We start from the raw sequence: 19,768 nt of genomic DNA, 5'->3' as shown, positions 1-19,768 counted from the left end.
GAAACATCCTTCGAGACGCGCCTGCGGCGCCCCTCGGGATGAGGGCTCGGAGAGTTTATGAAGCGGCTCCTAGCCCGCACAGGGCAGGGCTGCATCGCGGCGCTTGCGTGCGTCGCCAGTCGCTCGTAATCACCCCGCCAACGCAAACACGCGACAAGGCGAGGCGACGATCATGGCGACCCACAAGCTCCTGCTGCTCCCTGGCGACGGCATCGGCCCCGAGGTGATGGGCCAGGTCGAGCAGATCGTGTCCTGGTTCGGCAAGCAGGGCCTCGCCTCGTTCGAGATCGAGAAGGGCCTGGTCGGCGGCGCGGCCTATGATGCGCACAAGGGGGCGATCTCCGAGGGCGACATGAAGCTCGCCCAGGACGCCGACGCCGTGCTCTTCGGCGCGGTCGGCGGCCCGAAATGGGCCGATGTGCCCTATCAGCATCGTCCGGAAGCCGGCCTGCTGCGCCTGCGCAAGGAACTCGGCCTGTTCGCGAACCTGCGCCCCGCGATCTGCTACCCGGCACTGGCCTCGGCCTCCTCGCTCAAGCCGGAGGTGGTCGAAGGCCTCGACATCCTGATCGTGCGCGAGCTCACCGGCGGCGTCTATTTCGGCGAGCCGAAGGAGATCGTCACGCTCGAGGACGGCTCCAAGCGCGGCGTCGACACCCAGCTCTACACCACGCCGGAAATCGAGCGCATCTCGCGCGTCGCCTTCGAGCTGGCGCGCACCCGCCGCAACAAGGTCTCCTCCGCCGAGAAGCACAACGTCATGAAGACCGGCGTGCTCTGGAAGCAGACGGTCACCGCGCTGCACGCCGCCGAGTACGGGGATGTCGAGCTCGAGCATGTGCTCGCCGACAACTGCGCCATGCAGCTGGTGCGCTGGCCGAAGCAGTACGATGTCATCGTCTGCGACAACCTCTTCGGCGACATCCTCTCCGACGTCGCGGCGATGCTGACCGGTTCGCTCGGCATGCTGCCTTCGGCTTCGCTCGGCGCCGAGGATTCGGCAACGGGCAAGCGCAAGGCGCTCTACGAGCCCGTCCATGGCTCGGCGCCGGACATCGCCGGCAAGGGCCTCGCCAACCCGATCGCGATGATCGGCTCCTTCGCCATGGCGCTGCGCTATTCCTTCGGCGCGGGCGAGGCGGCCGACCGGCTTGAAGGCGCGATTTCCGACGTGCTGGGTTCCGGCACCCGCACCAAGGACATCGCTGCGCCGGGGGCCAACGCCGTCTCGACCAGCGAGATGGGCTCTGCGATCATCAAGGCGCTTGAAGCGCGGGGCTGATTTCAGTTCAGGCGTCATGGTCGGGCTTGTCCCGATCATCCGCGTCTCCGCTGGTCGGGCGTCGTGTTTAAGTCGTGGATGCTCGCCACAAGGGCGAGCATGACGGAGGTTGATCTCGCGCCTCTCCCCCTCGTGAATTGCCGTGACCTCGCTTTCGTGGCCTAACGGGCCCAACGAAGCGGAGTATGTCCGTCATGCTGATCAAGCGCCGTGCCGGCTGGGAAATGCCGGAAAGCCAGGCCACGCCGGAGAGCGTGTTTCTCAACCGCCGCCAGTTGATGAGCGCAGGAGCGGGATTGATCGCGGGGGCAGCCTGGCCTGGCCTTGCGGCAGCGGACACGCCCGATCCGACGCTCGACCTTTACCCGGCCAAGCGCAACGACGCCTACAAGCTCGACGTGCCGCTGACCAAGGCGGAGGACGCGGCGAACTACAACAACTTCTACGAGTTCGGCATGTCGAAGGACATCGTCGACGCCTCGCAGCGGTTGGCGACGCGGCCCTGGTCGATCCAGGTCGACGGTCTGGTCGAAAAGCCTTTCGAAATCGGCTTCGACGACCTCGTGCGCAAGCTGCCGCTGGAAGAGCGGCTCTACCGTTTCCGCTGCGTCGAGGCCTGGGCGATGGCGGTGCCGTGGACCGGCATCCCGCTCGCATCCTTTGTGGCGCTGGCCAAGCCGCTCTCGGGCGCGAAATACATCCGCTTCGAGACCTTCCTCAATCCGCGCGTCGCGCCCGGCCAGGGGCAGCGCTGGTATCCCTGGCCCTATACCGAGGGGCTGACGATCGCGGAGGCGACCAGCGAGCTGCCGCTTTTGGTGACCGGCATCTACGGCAAGCCATTGCCGACGCAGCATGGCGCGCCGATCCGGCTGATCACGCCGTGGAAATACGGCTTCAAGTCGGTGAAATCGATCCGCAAGATCAGTTTTGTCGCCGAGCGGCCGAAGACCTTCTGGGAGGGACTACAGGCTTCCGAATACGGCTTCTGGGCGAATGTGAACCCGGCCGTGCCGCATCCGCGCTGGAGCCAGGCGAGTGAGCAGGTGCTGGGCTCGCGCGACCGGCGCCCGACGCTGATCTACAATGGCTATGGCGAGCAGGTTGCCGGGCTCTACAAGGGGTTGGAGAACGAGCGCCTGTTCATGTGAGGGGAACAGGTTTCGGGTGCCCAAGCCGCGCCGGGCCATGGTAGCGTGAAGCCACCATGCAGTTGGAACGGCACGAAACGCCCATGGCCACCCAGCATTTCCATCTCTTCGACACCGCGATCGGCACCTGTGCGCTGGTCTGGGAAGGCGAGCGCTTCATCGGCGCGCAATTGCCCGAACGCGACGAGGATGCGGCGCACAAACGGCTGGCGCGGCGCTATCCGGAGGCTGAGGAGGCCGGGGCGACCGGGTTCGTCGCCGAGGCCGTGGCCGGCATCCGGGCGCTGTTCGATGGGGAGAAGCGCGATCTCGCCCATCTGCCGGTCGCGCTTGAGATGGTCTCCGACTTCAACCGCAAAGTCTACGAGGTTGCGCTCTCCATCCCGCCGGGCGAGACGTTGACCTATGGCGAGGTGGCGCAGCGCATCGGCGAGCCCGGCGCGGCGCGGGCCGTCGGCGTCGCACTCGGCCAGAATCCCTGGCCGATCATCGTGCCCTGCCACCGCGTGCTGGCTGCAGGCGGCAAGACTGGCGGCTTCTCGGCCGATGGCGGCGTCGAGACCAAGCTCAGGATCCTGACGATCGAGAAGGCGCGCACGAGCGCCGAGCCCGGCCTGTTCGGGGCGCTGCCGCTTGCGGCACGGCCTGCCCGACGTTGAGCCGCGCAATCACCTGTTTTTCTTGAAATCGCGCAATAGCGCGTTTGCAGCGAGGTCGCTTGCGAGGCGCGCACAGGGGCCGCTACTGTTCGGGCATTTCCACGCTTCTTCGAGAGATATCATGGCTAAACTCAAGCTCGCCGTCATCGTGGGCAGCAATCGTCGCGATTCGATCAATCGTAAGCTGGCCCAGGCGCTGGTGAAGCTGGGAGCGAACGCTTTCGACGCGTCCTTCGTCCAGATCGACGACCTGCCGATGTTCAACCAGGATCTCGAGTCCGAGCGGCCGGAGTCGACGCTCCGGCTGAAACGCGAGATCGAAGCGGCAGACGCGATCCTGATCGTGACGCCGGAACACAACCGCTCGATCCCCGCCGTGCTCAAGAACGCCATCGACTGGGCCTCGCGGCCCTATGGCCGGAATTCCTGGGCCAACAAGACGGTGGCCGTGACGGGCACCAGCGCCGGCGTGGTCGGTACTGCCGTGTCGCAACAGGAGCTGCGCATGATCCTGACCAACCTTGCCGGCGTCGTGGTTGGCGGGCAGGTCTTCATCACCTTCAAGGACGGCCTGATCGACGCCGAGCACAACATCGCCAATGAAGGCACGCGCGCTTTCCTGCAGGGCTTCCTCGATCAGTTCGCCGGGATCGCCGCCAAGCTCGCGGCCTGACGGGGCAGGCGCTTCCCGCAAACTTCCATCGCAGGCGTCGCCTTTCCGGGCGGCGCCTTTTTGCTGGCCAGTGGCGGGGCAAAAAAAAGGGCCGGCGTCCCCGAGGGGAGCCGGCCTTGAAAGTTTGAAACATCTGGCGAAACCGCCAAACATCTCAGAGGGGAACGGCTGAAACGAACTCAACGCCGGGAGGAGATTGCGGAGCCCGTTCCGAACAACCGTGAGTGCAATATCGGGCATCACCTGCCGTTTTGCAATGCAGCATAGTTTGGGTCCGCCATGCGTTATCTGCATGAGATAGTGGCAAATGGTACGAATTTGAGCTTAAATGATTGAGAAATATGCACTCATTGCACGCTCGCTTCGCTTGTGGGTACAATTTTAGGTCGTTGAACGGGGTGTTTTCGCTCTTTTGGTGGTTATCTGTCGTTTTCGATGTGCGGATTTGCGCAGGGATTGCGCCGTCCTGGTCACAAAACCGCCAGAATTGAAAACGGGCGCCGTAGGCGCCCGATTCAACTGCCATATCGAAGAAGAGGCAGGCCTGCTGTCAGTAGGTCCAGCGTTGGGCCTTCTGGATCAGGAAGTCACGGAAGACCTGGACGCGGGCGACCGACTTCATTTCTTCCGGATAGACCAGATAGCTTTCGAGCTGCGGCATCTCGGTCTCGCGCATCAGCTGCACGAGAGGGGAGCCGGTCTCGATCAGATAGTCGGGCAGCACCGCGATGCCGGCGCCCGAATCCACCGCACGCTTCATCGCGGTGATGTTGTTCACCGTCAGGTGGATCGGCCGCGGGTTGCGCTGGTCGCGCCCCATCGTGCCCAGCCAGTGCACCGCCGTCAGATAGGAGGGCGAGGTGCCGCCGAAGGACAGGATACGGTGGTTGTCCAGGTCGTCATAGGTCTTCGGCTCGCCGAAGCGCTTCACATAGGCAGGCGAAGCGTAGACGTGGAAGTGCACCGTGAAGAGCTTGCGCTGGATCAGGTCCGGCTGCTGCGGCTGGCGCAGGCGGATTGCGATGTCGGCCTCGCGCATCGACAGGTCGAGTTCCTCATCCGTGAGGATGAGCTCGACCCGGATGTCCGGATAGAGATCCATGAACTCGGCAAGGCGCGGGGTCAGCCAGTGGCCGCCGAGGCCGCGCGTCGCGGTCACCTTGAGCTCGCCGGAAGGGTGCTCGCGCGTTTCCGAAAGCTGCGAGCGGGTCCGCTCCAGGCGCTGCGTCATCTCGCGAGCCGCGCGCCAGAGCAATTCGCCCTGTTCCGTGAGGATCAGACCGCGCGTATGCCGATGGAACAGCGGCGCGCGCAGCTCCCGCTCAAGCGCCCCGATCTGCCGGCTGACGGCCGATTGACTCAAGCCCAGAACATCGCCAGCTTTGGTAAAACTGCCTGACTCCGCGACCGTATAAAAGATTCTAATGCGGTCCCAATCCACCGCGCTTCCCCCGCTATGCGTTTTTTGCATGATGGGGGATAAAGAGGCGGTGCGTCAATGTCCGTGTGACAAATGTCGCCCATTATCCGTACTTAATCTGGTTACACGTCCCATCAGATTCGGTGATGAGTACGGAAAAAGCGGCTATTCAGCCGCTTCTCGCTGGTCGAGCTCGCTCGCAGCGAGCCAACGCTCTGCATCGAGGGCGGCCATGCAACCCAGGCCGGCCGCCGTGACCGCCTGACGATAGTGCTCGTCGGTGACGTCGCCGGCCGCGAAGACGCCCGGAACGTTCGTCCGGGTCGTGCCGGGCTCGACATCGATGTAGCCCGATTCGCGCATCGTGAGCTGGTCGGCGAAGAGTTCGGTCGCCGGCTTGTGGCCGATGGCAATGAAGACGCCGTCGGCCTTCAGCTCGCTCGCCGCGCCCGTCTTGGTATTGGTCAGGCGCAGATGGGTGACGTTCGGCGGCTGCGTGCCGCCACAGATCTCGGCGATGGCGCTGTCCCAGACCACTTCGATCTTCGGATGCCTGAACAGGCGCTCCTGCATCACGCGCTCGGCGCGCAGGCTGTCGCGGCGATGGACCAGCGTGACCTTGCTCGCGAGGTTGGCGAGGTAGAGCGCCTCCTCGACCGCAGTGTTGCCGCCGCCGACGACCACGACCTCCTTGTTCCGGAAGAAGAAGCCGTCGCAGGTCGCGCAGGCCGAGACGCCGAAGCCCTGGAAGGCCTGCTCCGAGGGGAGGCCGAGCCATTTGGCCTGGGCGCCGGTCGCGATGATCAGCGCGTCGCAGGAATAGGTCTCCCCGCCATCGCCCCAAAGGCGGAAGGGGCGCTGCGAGAGGTCCACGCGGGCGATGTGGTCGGAGACCATCTTCGTGCCCATGTGCTCGGCCTGGGCGCGCATCTGCTCCATCAGCCAGGGACCCTGGATCACGTCGGCGAAGCCGGGGTAATTCTCGACATCGGTGGTGATCATCAGCTGGCCGCCGGCCTGCATGCCGGAGATCAGCACCGGCTCCATCATGGCGCGGGCGGCGTAGATCGCCGCGGTGTAGCCGGCGGGGCCGGAGCCGATGATCATGACGCGGGCGTGGGTGTGGGCCATCGTCTCAATTCCTCTCCTGCGGCCGGGCGCCGCGGCTTCGATCCGTCAGATACGGCGGCGCGGCGCCGAAACAAGAGCCATCGGGCTCAAGCCGCGCCCAGCCCCAGAACGGCCCGGTGGCGCTGCCAGCCCTGCCGTATCGCATCGGCGATGACGGGCGTGGAGTCTATCGGCTGGTAGCCCTCGCCTTCAAGGCGTCCACAGAAGCGATGCACAACGCCCTCGCGCTCCAGCGCCTGGATCAGCGCCGCGATCTTGGGATGGCCGCCTTGCGGCTCGAACACCAAGATCGGTGCGCCCGTCGCGGCGGCCTCGCCGATCATGTTGGTGGAATCGGCGGTTGCGACGATGGCATCGGCATTGGCGAGCAGGGCGAGATAGGGGTTCTCGCCCGAACCGTCCCACCACCAGCCGCCGTGACGGGCGAAGACGGTTGCGACGGCGGCGGCCAGTGCGGGGGAGGTGCGCCGGGAGGGCGAGCCCATCAGGGACGCGCCCGACCGTGCCAACGCGTCGAGCTGCCCGGCGAAGCGCTCGATATCGGCCGGCGTGAAGCGGTGATGGCGGCTGTCACCGCCGACCAGCACCGCGACGCGCGGCCTTGGCAGGCCGGCGACCGCCGCGGGCGGAGCAGCGCGCGCGGCAGCCAGCTTCTGCGGTGTCAGGCGGTGAGGGGATGTGGTGGTGACGAGGACATTGTCGCCGCGCAGCCGGTCATGCCCGGCAACCCAGATCAGGTCCGCGGCGGCGGGGCCGGTGCGCGGGTCCTTGAGGAAAACGGTATAGGTCGCGCCGTTCGAGACCTTCTTCAGCGTCCGCAGATAGGCGACGGCGCGCCGTCCCGAGGCGATCGCGACCTCCGGAAAGGGCGGGCTGAGGGGGCTTCCCGGCCGGTCCGGCGCCTCGCGTGGATCGATCGGGCCGCGCGGCATCAGCCAGGCCCACGGCTTGCGCGGCTTCACCCGGCGGATTTCCGGGGCGGCACCCAGCCGCTCGGCCACGCCGAGGCACTGCAACTCGTCGCCGGCCTTGCCGTCGCTCAGGACCCAGACGGTCGGCGTCGGATTTTCGTGCATGGCTGTCTGCGTCTGCGGCATGCGCCTTGTATCGCCCGTCGCTGCCGTCTACACCAGCCCGGCTTTTCTTTGAGGATACTTTGCCTTCGGGGATCTTCGTGCGTCCGAAACTCGACGATATCGACCTGCGCATCCTGCGCGAGCTCCAGGCCGATGGGCGCATGACCAATGTCGAGCTCGCCAGCCGCGTCGGCATTTCGCCGCCGCCCTGCCTGCGCCGCGTCAGGGCGCTTGAGGAAGCCGGGCTGATCCGCGGCTACCATGCCGATCTCGACGAGCGAAAGCTGGGCTACGAGGTGGTTTGCTTCGCTTTCGTGCATCTGGCGAGCCAGGCCGAAGCCGATCTCGCTGCGTTTCAGGGCCGTATCCGCGAATGGGCTACGGTGCGCGAATGCTGGACGCTCTCGGGGGACATCGATTTCGCGCTGAAATGCGTGGCGCCGGACCTGAAGGCCTTCCAAGATTTCGTCGGGGAACTGACGGCCATGCCGAATGTCCGCAACGTCCGCACCGCGCTCGCCCTCGACCGGGTCAAGGACGAGCCGATCGTGCCCTTCGGCTGAGCGGCTTCCGAGCATCCAGCCCCGCATCCTTCAAGACGCAACCTTCGGCTACTCCGCAGGATGATTCAGCTGGCTCCGGAGCCTCCTTCGAGACGCCGTTGGCAGTGCCTCAGAGCTCAAAAATGCTCCGAACGATCTGCATTCAGCCGACGTAGCGCTTGATCCAGTAGGCGTTGTTGCGGGCGAGCGCCTTCAGGCGAAGCTGATCGACGTCCGGCCGATACCAGGCGCCGGCGCCGCCGGAGAGTTCCGTCGACATGATCGGATAACTTGCAAGCTCGCGGCCTTTGCGATCGTAGAGCGTCGCGATGCTTTCCAGATAGTCATTGGAAGCCCCGCCATCGGACGGCTTGCCGCTGCCGCCGCCGCCGGCGTAGCTCGCCAGCCAGATGCTGCTGACGTTGACGACGAGGATCGTGCCGGCGCCGCGCTGCAGCGACGGGCCGAGCAGGTCGATGAGCGTGCGTTCGAGCTCGCTCTTCACGATCGCAACATTTTCGCCCCAGGCCTGGGTCACGGTTGGCGAGAACTGGATCTTGATCGCGCCGATCGGCACGGTCTGAGCGGAGGCGATGCCGGGCACCAGAGCCAACGCCGCGGCACCGAGCGAGGAAGCGAGAAACAGTCGACGCGTCATCATGGCCCGGGTCTCCAAATGCTTGCCGCTTCAATGTAGGTGCGCGGCTGAGATAGTCCATGGCAGCAGGCCCGCGCCTCATCTTCCCTCGATCTTGGTTGCCAAGATGTGTCGGGGTGCGGCTGCATATCCGCTATCGCCCGGGCATGCTCTATGAGGCGCGAGACGCGGGGGGATTCGATGGAACGCTGGTTGACGGAATTCGTGAAGCTCTGGGTGGTGATCGATCCGATCGGCACCCTGCCGGTGTTCCTGGCGGTCACGGCCGGGCTCAGCGCTGCAGCGGCGCGGCGCATTGCCATTCAGGGATCGCTCGTCGCCTTCCTCGTGCTGCTGTTTTTCGTCGTGCTCGGCCAGATCCTGCTGACGGCAATGGATATCGAGCTGAGCTCCTTCCAGATCGCCGGGAACATCGTGCTGTTCCTGTTCGCGCTGACGATGATCTTCGGCGAATCGAAACTTGAGGAGGATCAGAAGCTTCTGCGCTCCTCAGACCTCGAGAAGGCGGTCTATCCACTGGCAATTCCGAGCATCGCCAGCCCCGGCGCGATGCTGACCGTGATGACCATCACCGACAATTCGAGATTCAGCATCGCCGAACAGGCCGAGACCGTGGTTCAGATTGCGATTATCTTCGCCATCCTGCTCGGATTGCTGTTCTGCGCCTCGCGCATCATCGCCGTCATCGGCAATGCGGGTGCGAGCGTCATCAGCCGGGTGATGGGCCTTATCCTGGCGAGCGTCGCTGTGGACGGTATCATCAGGGCGGTGAAGATCGTCGTGATGGGGTGACGCCCGGCGTCGCCACGCCGGGTTCGCCCCGAACATCTCCGTGCTCGTTCATCACCGGCCGCGCCCGAAACACAAATGCTCGCCACCAGGGCGAGCATGGTGCTGTCTGCGGAGATGCTGAGCTCAGCGGAAGTCGACGCTGACGACCTCGTAGGATTTGCCGCCGCCGGGCGTGTTGACCTGGACGGAATCGCCGACCTTCTTGCCGATCAGCGCGCGCGCGATCGGCGAGCCGATCGAGACCTTGCCGGACCTGACGTCCGATTCCGGCTCGCCGACGATCTGGTAGCTCTTCTCTTCCTCGGTATCGTCGTCGATCAGCTTGACGGTCGCGCCGAACTTGATCGTGTCGCCGCCGAGCTTGCTGACATCGATGATGTCGGCGCGGCCGATCAGCGATTCGAGTTCCATGATCCGGCCTTCGTTGAGCGACTGCGCTTCCTTGGCCGCGTGATATTCCGCGTTCTCGGAGAGATCACCCAGCGCGCGCGCTTCGGCGATCGCCGTGATGATGCGCTGGCGCTGGACCTGCTGGCGGTCCTTCAGCTCGGCCTCCAGGGCGGCGAAGCCGCCCGCGGTCATCGGAACCTTTTCCATTCTTTCCGTCCCACAAGCTCCGAAAGCGCGGCCCACCGGCGGTAAAGTGACCGTCGGTGTCTCCGCGCTTCCGCTCAATTTTTGAACTTCGCCGCGAACGGCCTCTCAGGCCGCGCGTTCGAAGTATGACTGCAACGATCGTACTTCGAGATCGCCGCTGCAATAGGCCTTGATGCCCTCCGCGGCAGCGATCGCTCCGGCCAAGGTGGTATAATAGGGCACCTTGTGCAAGAGGGCTGTTCGACGGAGCGAACGGGAATCCGCAAGCGCCTGTGGACCCTCCGTGGTGTTGAAGATCAGCTGGATTTCGCCGTTCTTGATCGCGTCGACGACATGCGGCCGACCTTCCAGAACCTTGTTGATCCGCGCTGCGTCGATGCCCTGTTCCTGCAGCAGGCGCAGCGTGCCGCCGGTCGCGACGATACGGAAGCCGAGATCGGCGAGGATGCGCACGGAGGGGACGATGCGCGGCTTGTCGTCGTCACGCACCGAGACGAAGACCGTGCCCTTGACCGGCACCTTGGAGCCGGCGCCGAGCTGGCTCTTGGCGAAGGCGGTGTCGAAGGAGCGGTCGAGGCCGATGACCTCGCCGGTCGAGCGCATCTCCGGCCCGAGCAGGACATCGACGCCAGGGAAGCGCGCGAAGGGGAAGACCGCTTCCTTGACGCCGACATGGTCGAGCACCGCCGGCTTCAGGCCGAAGCCCGCCAGCGGCTCGCCGGCCATGATGCGGGCCGCGATCTTGGCGATCGGCTGCCCGATGACCTTGGCGACGAAGGGCACGGTGCGCGAGGCGCGCGGATTGACCTCGAGGACGTAGATCTCGCCGTCCTTGATGGCGTATTGCACGTTCATCAGGCCGCCGACATCGAGCGCGAGCGCCATCGCCTTGGTCTGGCGCTCCAGCTCGGCGATGGTCTCGGCCGAGAGCGAGCGCGGCGGCAGCGAGCAGGCCGAATCGCCGGAGTGGATGCCGGCTTCCTCGATATGCTCCATGATGCCTGCGATGAAGGCGTCCTTGCCGTCCGCGAGGCAGTCGACATCGACCTCGATCGCGTCCGACAGGTAGCGGTCGAACAGCAGCGGGTTCTTGCCGAGGACGGTGTTGATCTGGCCCGTCTTGTCGTTCGGATACTTGGCCTTGACCTCGGAGGGGATCAGCGAGGGCAGGGTGCCTAGCAGGTAGTCCTCGAACATCACCTCGTCGCGGATGATGGCCATGGCGCGGCCGCCGAGCACGTAGGAGGGGCGAACGACGAAGGGCAGGCCGAGTTCGCCGGCAATGATGCGGGACTGCTCGACCGAGTAGGCGATGCCGTTCTTCGGCTGCTTCAGGTGCAGCTTGTCGAGCAGGCGCTTGAAGCGGTCCCGGTCTTCCGCGAGGTCGATCGCGTCAGGCGAAGTGCCGAGGATCGGGATGCCCGCCTCTTCCAGCGCATTCGCGAGCTTCAGCGGGGTCTGGCCGCCGAACTGGACGATGACGCCGTGCAGCGTGCCGTTCTGCTTCTCGGTCTCGAGGATCTCGAGCACGTCCTCCGCGGTCAGCGGCTCGAAATAGAGCCGGTCGGAGGTGTCGTAGTCGGTCGAGACCGTCTCCGGGTTGCAGTTGATCATGATGGTCTCGTAGCCGGCGTCGCGCAGCGCGTAGCAGGCATGGCAGCAGCAATAGTCGAACTCGATGCCCTGGCCGATGCGGTTCGGACCGCCGCCAAGGATGACGACCTTCTTGCGATCGGAAGGATTGGCCTCGTCCGCCGTCTTGCCGGCGAAAGGCATGGCATAGCTCGAATACATGTAGGCGGTCGGCGAGGCGAACTCCGCCGCGCAGGTGTCGATGCGCTTGTAGACGGGGCGGACGTCGAGCGACTTGCGCAGCGCCCTGACCTCGGCCTCGGTCTTGCCCGCAACCGCGGCGAGGCGCTTGTCCGAGAAGCCCATCGCCTTGATCTGGCGGAAGGCGCCGGGCGTCTGCGGCAGGCCGAACTTGCGGATCTTCTCCTCGGTCTCGACGATGCCGCGCATCTGGGCGAGGAACCAGGGATCGATCTTGCAGCTCTCGTGGATCTCCTCGTCGCTGAAGCCAAAGCGCATGGCCTGGGCGACGTGGAGGATGCGGTCCGGCGTCGGCGTCGAGATCGCGGCCTTGATGGCGTTGCGGTCGTCGCCATGGCCGAAGCCCTCGATCTCGATCTCGTCGAGCCCGTCAAGGCCCGTTTCCAGCGAGCGCAGCGCCTTCTGCAGCGATTCCTGGAAGGTGCGGCCGATCGCCATGGCCTCGCCGACCGACTTCATCGCGGTCGTCAGCGTCGGCTCGGAACCCGGGAACTTCTCGAAGGCGAAGCGCGGGATCTTGGTGACGACATAGTCGATCGTCGGCTCGAAGGAGGCCGGGGTCGCGCCGCCGGTGATGTCGTTCTCGATCTCGTCGAGCGTGTAGCCGACGGCCAGACGCGCCGCGACCTTGGCGATCGGGAAGCCGGTCGCCTTGGAAGCGAGAGCAGACGAGCGCGAGACGCGCGGGTTCATCTCGATGACGATCATGCGGCCGGTGGCCGGGTCGATCGCGAACTGAACATTCGAGCCGCCGGTCTCGACGCCGATCTCGCGCAGCACCGCCAGCGAGGCGTCGCGCATGATCTGGTATTCCTTGTCGGTCAGCGTCAGGGCCGGCGCGACGGTGATCGAATCGCCGGTATGGACGCCCATCGGATCGAAATTCTCGATCGAGCAGACGATGATGCAGTTGTCCTTCTTGTCCCGGACGACCTCCATCTCGTATTCCTTCCAGCCCAGCACGCTCTCCTCGATGAGGACCTCGCTGGTCGGGGAGGCGTCGATGCCGCGCTCGACGATGTCGATGAACTCGCCCTTGTTGTAGGCGATGCCGCCGCCCGTGCCGCCCATGGTGAAGGAGGGGCGGATGATCGCGGGAAGGCCGATATCCTCGAGCGCGTCGAGCGCCTGGCCGAGCGTCTTGATGTGATGCGAGCGTGGGGTGTCGAGGCCGATCTTGGTCATTGCCTCGCGGAAGAGCTCGCGGTCCTCGGCCTTGTCGATGGCCTCGGCCGTGGCGCCGATCATCTCGACGTTGAACTTCTCCAGCACGCCCATCTTCTTCAGCGAGAGCGCGCAGTTCAGCGCGGTCTGGCCGCCCATCGTCGGCAGCAGCGCGTCGGGGCGCTCCTTCTCGATGATCTTGGCGACGATCTCGGGCGTGATCGGCTCGACATAGGTCGCATCGGCCAGGTCCGGATCGGTCATGATCGTCGCCGGATTCGAGTTGACCAGGATGATGCGGTAGCCCTCGGCCTTCAGCGTCTTGCAGGCCTGGGTGCCGGAATAGTCGAACTCGCAGGCCTGTCCGATGATGATGGGGCCGGCGCCGATGATCAGGATGGACTTGATGTCTGTGCGCTTGGGCATGATCTCGACCGGTCTTGCGGGCGCGCGCAAGGCCGGTCCGATCGGGCGAGCGGAGGCCTGGCGAACGTCTGAATGAATGCTAGGCGCTCGCTATAGACGGCCAAGGCGGCGGGGGGAAGCTAAAAGCGCTTCCCCCGTCGCTCAACGCACAGGCCTTGGCGCGGGAACGATGAGATCGATCTCCAGCGAACGGGGCTGCCGGCGCTTGCGCCGCATGGCGATGAAGAGCACGGCGAGGGCCGCAATCTCGCAGGCGGCGCCGACGAAGCCGAGCGGCCAGGTGCCGGCATGGCGCATGACTTGCTGGCCGAGCGCAGCGCCGGCCGCGATGCCGAAATAGAGCGCGGAGGCATTGAGCGAGAGCGCGACCACGGCCGCGTCCGGTGCCATCGCCGCGAGGCGCGACATCTGCGAGGGGTGCCCCGCCCAACCCGCCGCGCTCCAGATCAGCAGCACGAAGGGGATCGGGTAGATCGCCAGTGCCGGCGGCAGGTTGACGGCGATCAGCGAGGCGGTGAGCAACGCCGCGGCCAGCACGGTCAGCACGACGGTCAGCGTCCGCTCCGGGCCGAAGCGGTCGCTCGCGATGCCGCCGAGCTGGTTGCCGATGGCCGAGCCGATGCCGGAGACGACCAGCGCCGCGGCGAGCCAGGGGCCGGCGATACCGGCATGGTTGGTCAGGAAGGGCGCGATATAGGTGTAGAGAACGAAGGCGCCGGTGGTCCAAAGCATCGTTGTTGCCAGCGCCAGCAGCACATCGCTGCGCCCCGCGACCTGCAGGCGCTCGCGTAGCGTGTTCGTGCTGTGCGGCAGGCCCTTGGGCAGCTTGACGAGAAGGCCCGCCAGAGACAACGCGCTGAACAGCGTCACGATCAGGAAGGCAAGGTGCCAGCCGCCGAAACCGACCACGGCCGTGCCGATCGGGATGCCGAGAATCAGCGAGACCGTCATACCGCCGGTGACCAGTGCGATGGCGCGGCCGCGCCGCTCCGGCGCGGAGACCGCGACGGCGACTGCGTTCGCCGCCGGCATGAAGACGCCCGCCGAGAGCGCCATCACGATCCGGGCGGCCATCACCACCCAGAAATCGCTGGCGAAGGCGGCACCGAGATTGGCAAGGCCGAACACCGTCATCGCGCCGACCAGCACCGTCTTGCGGTCGGCATCGCCGAGCACGGTGGAGAGTATCGGCGAGCCGATCGCATAGGCGAGGGCGAAGATCGAGATGAGCAGGCCGGCGGTGTCGACAGAAACGCTCAGGCCGTTGGCGAGGTGGGGCAGGATGCCGGTGACGATCAGGCTGCCCGTGCCGATGGCGAAGGCGCCGCCGGCGAGGGAAAGAAGGCGCGTATCCATGGGAATGATCCTTGCGGATGATCGCTGTTTCGAAGGCAAGCTTCAAAACTTCAATGATCGTTGAATTTTAAGGGTGCCGATCACTGCCCGCAAGGGTAATTTCAATGAATGTTGAATATTGTCAGCGGCAGCTTCATCGCCTATCTCGGAGGCGATGAAGCCGGTCTTCCACCCCGATATCGAGGATGTCGCGCCCGCCGACGTGTTCGCGGCGCTGGCGGATCCGATACGGCTCGGCATCCTCGTCGCGCTCGCCGATGTCAGCGAGGTCGACAAGGCGCGCTGCAGCCATTTCACCGCCTTCGCCTCGCCTTCGCTGCTGTCCTACCACTTCGCCAAGCTGCGCGAGGCCGGCATCACCCGCATGCGGGTGGAGGGAACGTCGCGCTATCTCAGCATCCGGCGCGACGAGCTGAACCAGCGCTTTCCCGGGCTGATCGACAGCGTGATCGAGACCGCGCGGCGTGACCCGAACCTGCCGCGGCTCGGTCCCGAATGGCTTTCAGGCAGCGACGAGACGCAGGGTTCGACTTCGCCCCGTTGACAGCGTCTGGCGCAGGTTTAGCGTCCTCTCTTCCGCGATGGCGTCGAGCCGGATCGCGACGCGGCACCGGCCACGCCCGAACCCGAGGAGCATGGCCATGCGTGCTGCTGACCCTCAGAAACTCGATGCCCTGGTGGGGCGTCTCGTCGGTGACGTCGGAGCCTCCGTCACTGGCGCCCTGATCGTGCTGGGCGACCAGCTCGGCCTCTACAAGGCGATGGGCGACGGCGAGCCCGTCACCTCCCGGCAACTGGCAGAGAAGACAGGCTTCAAAGAACGCTATGTGCGCGAATGGCTCGCCGGCCAGGCGTCGGCCGGCTATGTCGACTATGACGAGGGCAGCGACAGCTTCAGCCTCTCGCCGGAGCAGGCCATGGCCTTCGCCGAAGACGACAGCCCCGCCTTCTTCGCCGGTGCCTTCGAGATCGTGCAGTCGATGTGGGTCGACGAGCCGAAGGTCGAGGAGGCCTTCCGAACCGGCTCGGGCCTCGGCTGGCACGAGCACAGCAAATGCCTGTTCCGGGGAACCGAGCGCTTCTTCCGGCCCGGCTACAACGCGCATCTGACCGCGGAGTGGATTCCGGCGCTGGACGGTGTCCAGGCCAAGTTGATGCAGGGCGCGACCGTCGCCGATGTCGGCTGCGGGCACGGCTCATCCACCATCCTGATGGCGCAGGCCTATCCGCAATCGCGCTTCTATGGCTTCGACTATCACGGGCCTTCGATCGAGCGGGCGCGCGAGGCGGCGGAGAAGGCGGGCGTTGCCGATCGCATCGTCTTCGAGCGTGCCTCCGCGAAGGACTTCCCCGAGCGGAAATACGACCTCGTGACGATGTTCGACTGCCTGCACGACATGGGCGATCCGGTCGGTGCGGGGAAGCATGTGCGGGAGTCGCTGGCGCGGGACGGCAGCTGGATGATCGTCGAGCCCTTCGCGCACGACCATCTCAAGGACAATCTGAACCCGGTCGGGCGGATCTTCTACGGCGCGTCCACCATGATCTGCACGCCAGCCTCTCTTTCGCAGGAGGTCGGGCTCGGCCTCGGCGCGCAGGCCGGCGAGATGCGGCTGCGGAAGGTCGCGATGGATGCGGGCTTCTCGCATTTCCGCCGGGCGACCGAGACGCCGTTCAACATGGTCTTCGAGGTGCGGGCCTAACACGGTTCGGCTGAAACCCAGGGGGCGCGGTCGGAAGCGCCGCAGGGGGCGGGATTTATCCACCGCTCGCCGCAGAAGCGAGTTGAGGTGTCGGTCGTTATTATGCAATGTTATATCATTGCGTAATAAGTGGAGTTTTCCCTTGTCTTCGTCTCGCCTCGTTGCGGCCGGCTTCGGCCTCGTCGGCTGCCTGCTCGCGTCCGCGGCCCTTGCGCATGACCATGCGCTGCTACGCGGGCGGCTCGTCTTCGCCGACCACGAAAAAACGGTCGTCCGCATCCTCGACCTCGACAGCGGCGAGGTCACGCATAGCTTCGACGTGCCAAAAGCCAATCCGGGTTTCGCCGCGGTTTCCGGCGGGCGCTACGTCGTGGTCAAGACGGGAGACGACGCGGGGACGCTGCGCATCCTCGACACCGGGCTGATCGCCGAGTCGCATGGCGACCATGTCGATCTCGACAAGGCCGAGCCGAAGCTCCTCGACTTCTCGACGAAAGGGGACCGGCCTGCCCATGTCATTTCGGGCCATGGGCAGCTCGCGCTGTTCTATGACGGCTTACGTCCCTGGGAAGGCAAGAGCGAGCCCAAGGTGGTGATGCTCGCCATCGACGCCCTGGCCAAGCCGGAACCCGAGGTCACGATCTGGCCGAGCCCGGCGCCGCAGCATGGCATTGCCGTGCCGCTCGGAGCGCGGCAATGGTTGATCTCGGTGCCCAACCCCGCCTATGCCAAGGGCGATGACCGCAGCGCCTCGCCACGTCCCAACGGCTTCGAGATCCTCGAGCAGGGCCGAGCGTCACAGAACGATGGCGGTTGGAAGCGTGTCGCAGGCTTCAACGACCCGGCGCGAGCGGAAGCTTCCTGCAAGCTCTATCACGGCTATGCGCCGGCGCGCGGCGGGCGCTATGTCTTCGGCTGCACCGAAGGGGAGGGCGGCGGTTTGCTGGTGCTGTCCAAAGCCGCGAAAGGCGCCGCAGACGGTTGGAGCGCGCGGAAGCTCGCCTATCCCGACGAACGGCGCACCAGCGCGCTCAAGTCCCGCGAAGGCGGACGCCATCTCGTCGGCAATTACGGGTTGAAGGCGCCCTATGACGCGCTGCTCCGGATCGATCCCGAAGCGAAGGCGCTCTCCGCCGAGGATGTGCTGCCGGTGCCGGGCGAGCAGGCTGTCTGCCGGTTCGAGCTCAGCAGCAATGGCAGCCGGCTCGCCAATCTGACGCCGGACGGCAAGCTCAGGATCTACGAGGTCGGGCCCGCCTGGAAGGAAATCGCCTCCTTCGACGCGGTCCCGGCCTTCGACTGTGCCTACGCGGCGAAGACGCCAACGCCGAGTCTCGCCGTGATCGGGGGCAGCGCCTTCGTCAGCGACCCGACGAACGCGCGCATCCGCGAATATCATCTCCACACGTTGAAGCAGGGGCTCGATATGCCGGTCGGCGGCATGCCCGCCAACCTTGCCGGCAGCGACGCCGGATAATTCGTGAAGCAGCGCGGGGCGAAAAAATCGTTCGCCCCGCGCTGTCCATGATCTAGGAAGCGCGGATGCCGTTTCGCCGCTATCCGCGCCAGTTCCGCCAGCTCATGGCCTATGTCGTCGCCGGCGGGCTCACCGCGGTCGCGCATTACGGCGTGCTGATCGGGCTCGTCGAGCTCGGCCGGATCGATCCTGTTCCGGCGACGCTCGCCGGCTTCGTCGTCGGCGCGCTGGTTTCCTATACGCTGAACCGCTGGATGACCTTCGACGCCACGCGCACCCATGCGCAAGCGGGGTGGCGCTTCGCCCTGATCGCAGCCGGCGGCTTCGTGCTCACCGGAATCCTGATGCATTTCTTCGTGACGAGGGCTGGCTTGCCCTATCTGCCGATGCAGATCGTCACCACCGGCGTGGTGATGGTGTTCTCGTTCCTCGGTCACAAATTCTTCAGCTTCGCCGACCGGGCGGCCTGACGGCACGCCGCCCGGTCGTTTTCCTCACTGCTGCGGGGCGACCGTCAGCGTGAGCTGGCGGCGGCCGATGCGGCCTTCCTTGTCGGTCGCCTCGATCTCGATGATGTGGCTTCCGCTGGGGACGAGGACTGAGGGCGCGTCGATTCCTGCCGGCGTGATGAAGGGCTTGATCCGCTCGGTGATGTCGACCGGAGGCTGGCGGCGATAGAAGACGCGCACGGTCGCCGGATCGATCGGCACGCCGTTGCTCGGCATGAAGCGAACGGCCAGCCGGAAAGGCTTGCCGTCAACACTCTTGTCGGGCGTCGGCAAGGTGTCGATGCTGGGGCCGCGGGTGAGGTTGCGCGTGCTGGCTGGGGCCTTGGCTGTGGTCGGCAAGCCCGCTTCCTCACGGGTGATGAGCTGAACCGGTTCGGCGGCGTGTGCCGTCGTCGACATCACAGCGGCGGCGAGAACAACACGCAGAATGTGCGGGATGAGCACAGTCTTCATCATCGTCCCTATTTCACTCCCAAGATTCCGGCGATGAGGCCGGCGATGGCAGAAATGATGGTACCGGCCATCAGGATGGTGGTTTCGATGGTTTTCAGCGTTTCCATCGGCACCTTGCCATGCACGGCCAGCAGCCCCTTCCGCAGTTCCGGCAGCGAGACGAGGCCCCGCGCGGTGAGCGCAGCCTGCGTCACGCGCAGCAACATCCCCGAGAACATGGAGGCGCCGATGCTCAGCGCATAGAACGAAGTCTCGCGCCAGGCTGCCAGCCCTTGCGGAAGGAGCGGTATATTGTCGTGCCAACCGAGCAATGCGTTCATGGTCACGACGGAAAAAATCGCGAAACCGATGGCGATGCCGATATCGAAGGCGATCAGCCGCGGGCGAAGCCCGAAATAGAGCATGCCGGTGATGAAGGGGATCGCGATCGAGGCAAGGCGCAGCGCCCAGAGCGGCAGGTCGAGCCAAAGGACGATCGCGCAATAGGCCAGCAGCAGCAAAGTCAGGCCGAAGGGCAACACCCAGTAGCGGCGGCGCGCAACGGAGTGGGCGATCGGAGGGGCAGGCTCAGGCGTGTCCGCCTTCTCGGATGCTACAGGTTCCAGGGCTGCAACGGGTCTTGCAGCCAGTGCGGCGCGGTCCTCTTCGGCACGCTTCTCGAAGGCCGTGAGCCGCTCCTCCAGAGCACCGAGGCGACGCAGCAGGGGAAGGACCGGCGTCAGGTCACGCCCGCAGCAACGGCAGGACAGGACGCCCGCCTTGAGCGTGGCGTCGCAATAGGGACAGTTGAACTGATCCTGCACGGAGCTCTCACGCCTTCGGGGCAAGCCGCGCTCAGAGCCACGTTCGCTCCGCCAAATCAAGCT

At 65.6% G+C, this 19,768-nt stretch carries 19 protein-coding genes; 10 read left to right on the top strand and 9 right to left on the bottom strand.

Annotation, left to right across the window (positions count from 1 at the left end; all coding sequences use genetic code 11):
• Positions 1 to 172 precede the first annotated feature (172 nt).
• The 4 genes from leuB to AB4Z10_RS07650 all read left to right on the top strand — a co-directional run bounded on the left by leuB (position 173) and on the right by AB4Z10_RS07650 (position 3,765).
• Positions 173 to 1,282, top strand: a complete 1,110-nt coding sequence (gene leuB, locus AB4Z10_RS07665) for a 3-isopropylmalate dehydrogenase (RefSeq protein ID WP_441469788.1) — start codon at positions 173 to 175, stop codon at positions 1,280 to 1,282.
• 194 nt (positions 1,283 to 1,476) lie between these two features.
• Positions 1,477 to 2,433 (top strand): protein-methionine-sulfoxide reductase catalytic subunit MsrP, encoded by a 957-nt coding sequence (msrP, locus tag AB4Z10_RS07660; protein WP_441469787.1) that lies wholly within the window; start codon positions 1,477 to 1,479, stop codon positions 2,431 to 2,433.
• An 83-nt stretch (positions 2,434 to 2,516) separates the two neighbouring features.
• Positions 2,517 to 3,092, top strand: a complete 576-nt coding sequence (locus AB4Z10_RS07655; RefSeq protein WP_441469786.1) for a methylated-DNA--[protein]-cysteine S-methyltransferase — start codon at positions 2,517 to 2,519, stop codon at positions 3,090 to 3,092.
• Between the two features lie 121 nt (positions 3,093 to 3,213).
• Entirely contained in the window at positions 3,214 to 3,765 is a 552-nt protein-coding gene (locus AB4Z10_RS07650; RefSeq protein WP_441469785.1) for an NADPH-dependent FMN reductase, read from the top strand.
• 550 nt (positions 3,766 to 4,315) lie between these two features.
• On the opposite strand, the gene AB4Z10_RS07645 is transcribed toward AB4Z10_RS07650, so the two are convergent.
• From AB4Z10_RS07645 to AB4Z10_RS07635, 3 genes are all read right to left on the bottom strand, one after another.
• The gene (locus tag AB4Z10_RS07645) at positions 4,316 to 5,206 is read right to left on the bottom strand and encodes a LysR family transcriptional regulator (protein ID WP_149133170.1); all 891 of its coding nucleotides are present in this window, start codon (positions 5,204 to 5,206) and stop codon (positions 4,316 to 4,318) included.
• Between the two features lie 144 nt (positions 5,207 to 5,350).
• On the bottom strand, positions 5,351 to 6,316 hold the full coding sequence (gene trxB, locus AB4Z10_RS07640; protein ID WP_441469784.1) for a thioredoxin-disulfide reductase: 966 nt from the start codon (positions 6,314 to 6,316) through the stop codon (positions 5,351 to 5,353).
• Between the two features lie 86 nt (positions 6,317 to 6,402).
• Entirely contained in the window at positions 6,403 to 7,413 is a 1,011-nt protein-coding gene (locus AB4Z10_RS07635; protein ID WP_441469783.1) for a mitochondrial fission ELM1 family protein, read from the bottom strand.
• A gap of 77 nt (positions 7,414 to 7,490) precedes the next feature.
• On the opposite strand from AB4Z10_RS07635, the gene AB4Z10_RS07630 reads away from it, so the two are divergent.
• Positions 7,491 to 7,955 (top strand): Lrp/AsnC family transcriptional regulator, encoded by a 465-nt coding sequence (locus AB4Z10_RS07630; protein ID WP_441469782.1) that lies wholly within the window; start codon positions 7,491 to 7,493, stop codon positions 7,953 to 7,955.
• A 142-nt stretch (positions 7,956 to 8,097) separates the two neighbouring features.
• On the opposite strand, the gene AB4Z10_RS07625 is transcribed toward AB4Z10_RS07630, so the two are convergent.
• Positions 8,098 to 8,595 carry a hypothetical protein gene (locus AB4Z10_RS07625; RefSeq protein WP_441469781.1) on the bottom strand — a complete coding sequence of 166 codons (498 nt, stop codon included), beginning with the start codon at positions 8,593 to 8,595 and terminating at the stop codon, positions 8,098 to 8,100.
• Positions 8,596 to 8,772: 177 nt separating this feature from the next.
• Here AB4Z10_RS07625 and AB4Z10_RS07620 point away from each other — a divergent pair, with 177 nt between their 5' ends.
• Entirely contained in the window at positions 8,773 to 9,384 is a 612-nt protein-coding gene (locus tag AB4Z10_RS07620; RefSeq protein WP_441469780.1) for a MarC family protein, read from the top strand.
• Positions 9,385 to 9,507: 123 nt separating this feature from the next.
• On the opposite strand, the gene greA is transcribed toward AB4Z10_RS07620, so the two are convergent.
• The 3 genes from greA to AB4Z10_RS07605 all read right to left on the bottom strand — a co-directional run bounded on the left by greA (position 9,508) and on the right by AB4Z10_RS07605 (position 14,760).
• Positions 9,508 to 9,981, bottom strand: a complete 474-nt coding sequence (greA, locus tag AB4Z10_RS07615; RefSeq protein ID WP_441469779.1) for a transcription elongation factor GreA — start codon at positions 9,979 to 9,981, stop codon at positions 9,508 to 9,510.
• 105 nt (positions 9,982 to 10,086) lie between these two features.
• Positions 10,087 to 13,404 carry a carbamoyl-phosphate synthase large subunit gene (gene carB / locus AB4Z10_RS07610; RefSeq protein ID WP_441469778.1) on the bottom strand — a complete coding sequence of 1,106 codons (3,318 nt, stop codon included), beginning with the start codon at positions 13,402 to 13,404 and terminating at the stop codon, positions 10,087 to 10,089.
• A gap of 141 nt (positions 13,405 to 13,545) precedes the next feature.
• On the bottom strand, positions 13,546 to 14,760 hold the full coding sequence (locus AB4Z10_RS07605; protein WP_441469777.1) for an MFS transporter: 1,215 nt from the start codon (positions 14,758 to 14,760) through the stop codon (positions 13,546 to 13,548).
• 154 nt (positions 14,761 to 14,914) lie between these two features.
• On the opposite strand from AB4Z10_RS07605, the gene AB4Z10_RS07600 reads away from it, so the two are divergent.
• The 4 genes from AB4Z10_RS07600 to AB4Z10_RS07585 all read left to right on the top strand — a co-directional run bounded on the left by AB4Z10_RS07600 (position 14,915) and on the right by AB4Z10_RS07585 (position 18,410).
• Positions 14,915 to 15,304 carry an ArsR/SmtB family transcription factor gene (locus AB4Z10_RS07600; protein WP_441469776.1) on the top strand — a complete coding sequence of 130 codons (390 nt, stop codon included), beginning with the start codon at positions 14,915 to 14,917 and terminating at the stop codon, positions 15,302 to 15,304.
• 97 nt (positions 15,305 to 15,401) lie between these two features.
• Positions 15,402 to 16,463, top strand: coding sequence for a class I SAM-dependent methyltransferase (locus AB4Z10_RS07595; protein WP_441469775.1), 1,062 nt, complete (start codon positions 15,402 to 15,404; stop codon positions 16,461 to 16,463).
• A gap of 142 nt (positions 16,464 to 16,605) precedes the next feature.
• A complete protein-coding gene (locus tag AB4Z10_RS07590; protein ID WP_441469774.1) occupies positions 16,606 to 17,940 on the top strand; it encodes a hypothetical protein in 1,335 nt (444 codons plus the stop codon).
• A 65-nt stretch (positions 17,941 to 18,005) separates the two neighbouring features.
• Positions 18,006 to 18,410, top strand: coding sequence for a GtrA family protein (locus tag AB4Z10_RS07585; RefSeq protein WP_441469773.1), 405 nt, complete (start codon positions 18,006 to 18,008; stop codon positions 18,408 to 18,410).
• A 24-nt stretch (positions 18,411 to 18,434) separates the two neighbouring features.
• On the opposite strand, the gene AB4Z10_RS07580 is transcribed toward AB4Z10_RS07585, so the two are convergent.
• Together AB4Z10_RS07580 and AB4Z10_RS07575 are read right to left on the bottom strand one after the other, a co-directional pair.
• Positions 18,435 to 18,905, bottom strand: a complete 471-nt coding sequence (locus tag AB4Z10_RS07580; RefSeq protein WP_441469772.1) for a hypothetical protein — start codon at positions 18,903 to 18,905, stop codon at positions 18,435 to 18,437.
• A gap of 5 nt (positions 18,906 to 18,910) precedes the next feature.
• Positions 18,911 to 19,705, bottom strand: a complete 795-nt coding sequence (locus AB4Z10_RS07575) for a hypothetical protein (RefSeq protein ID WP_441469771.1) — start codon at positions 19,703 to 19,705, stop codon at positions 18,911 to 18,913.
• Positions 19,706 to 19,768 lie beyond the last annotated feature (63 nt).

Source organism: Allobosea sp. RAF48 (genome assembly GCF_052114025.1).
Classification (GTDB): Bacteria; Pseudomonadota; Alphaproteobacteria; order Rhizobiales; family Beijerinckiaceae; genus Allobosea.
This window is presented reverse-complemented; position numbering and strand designations above follow the sequence as displayed.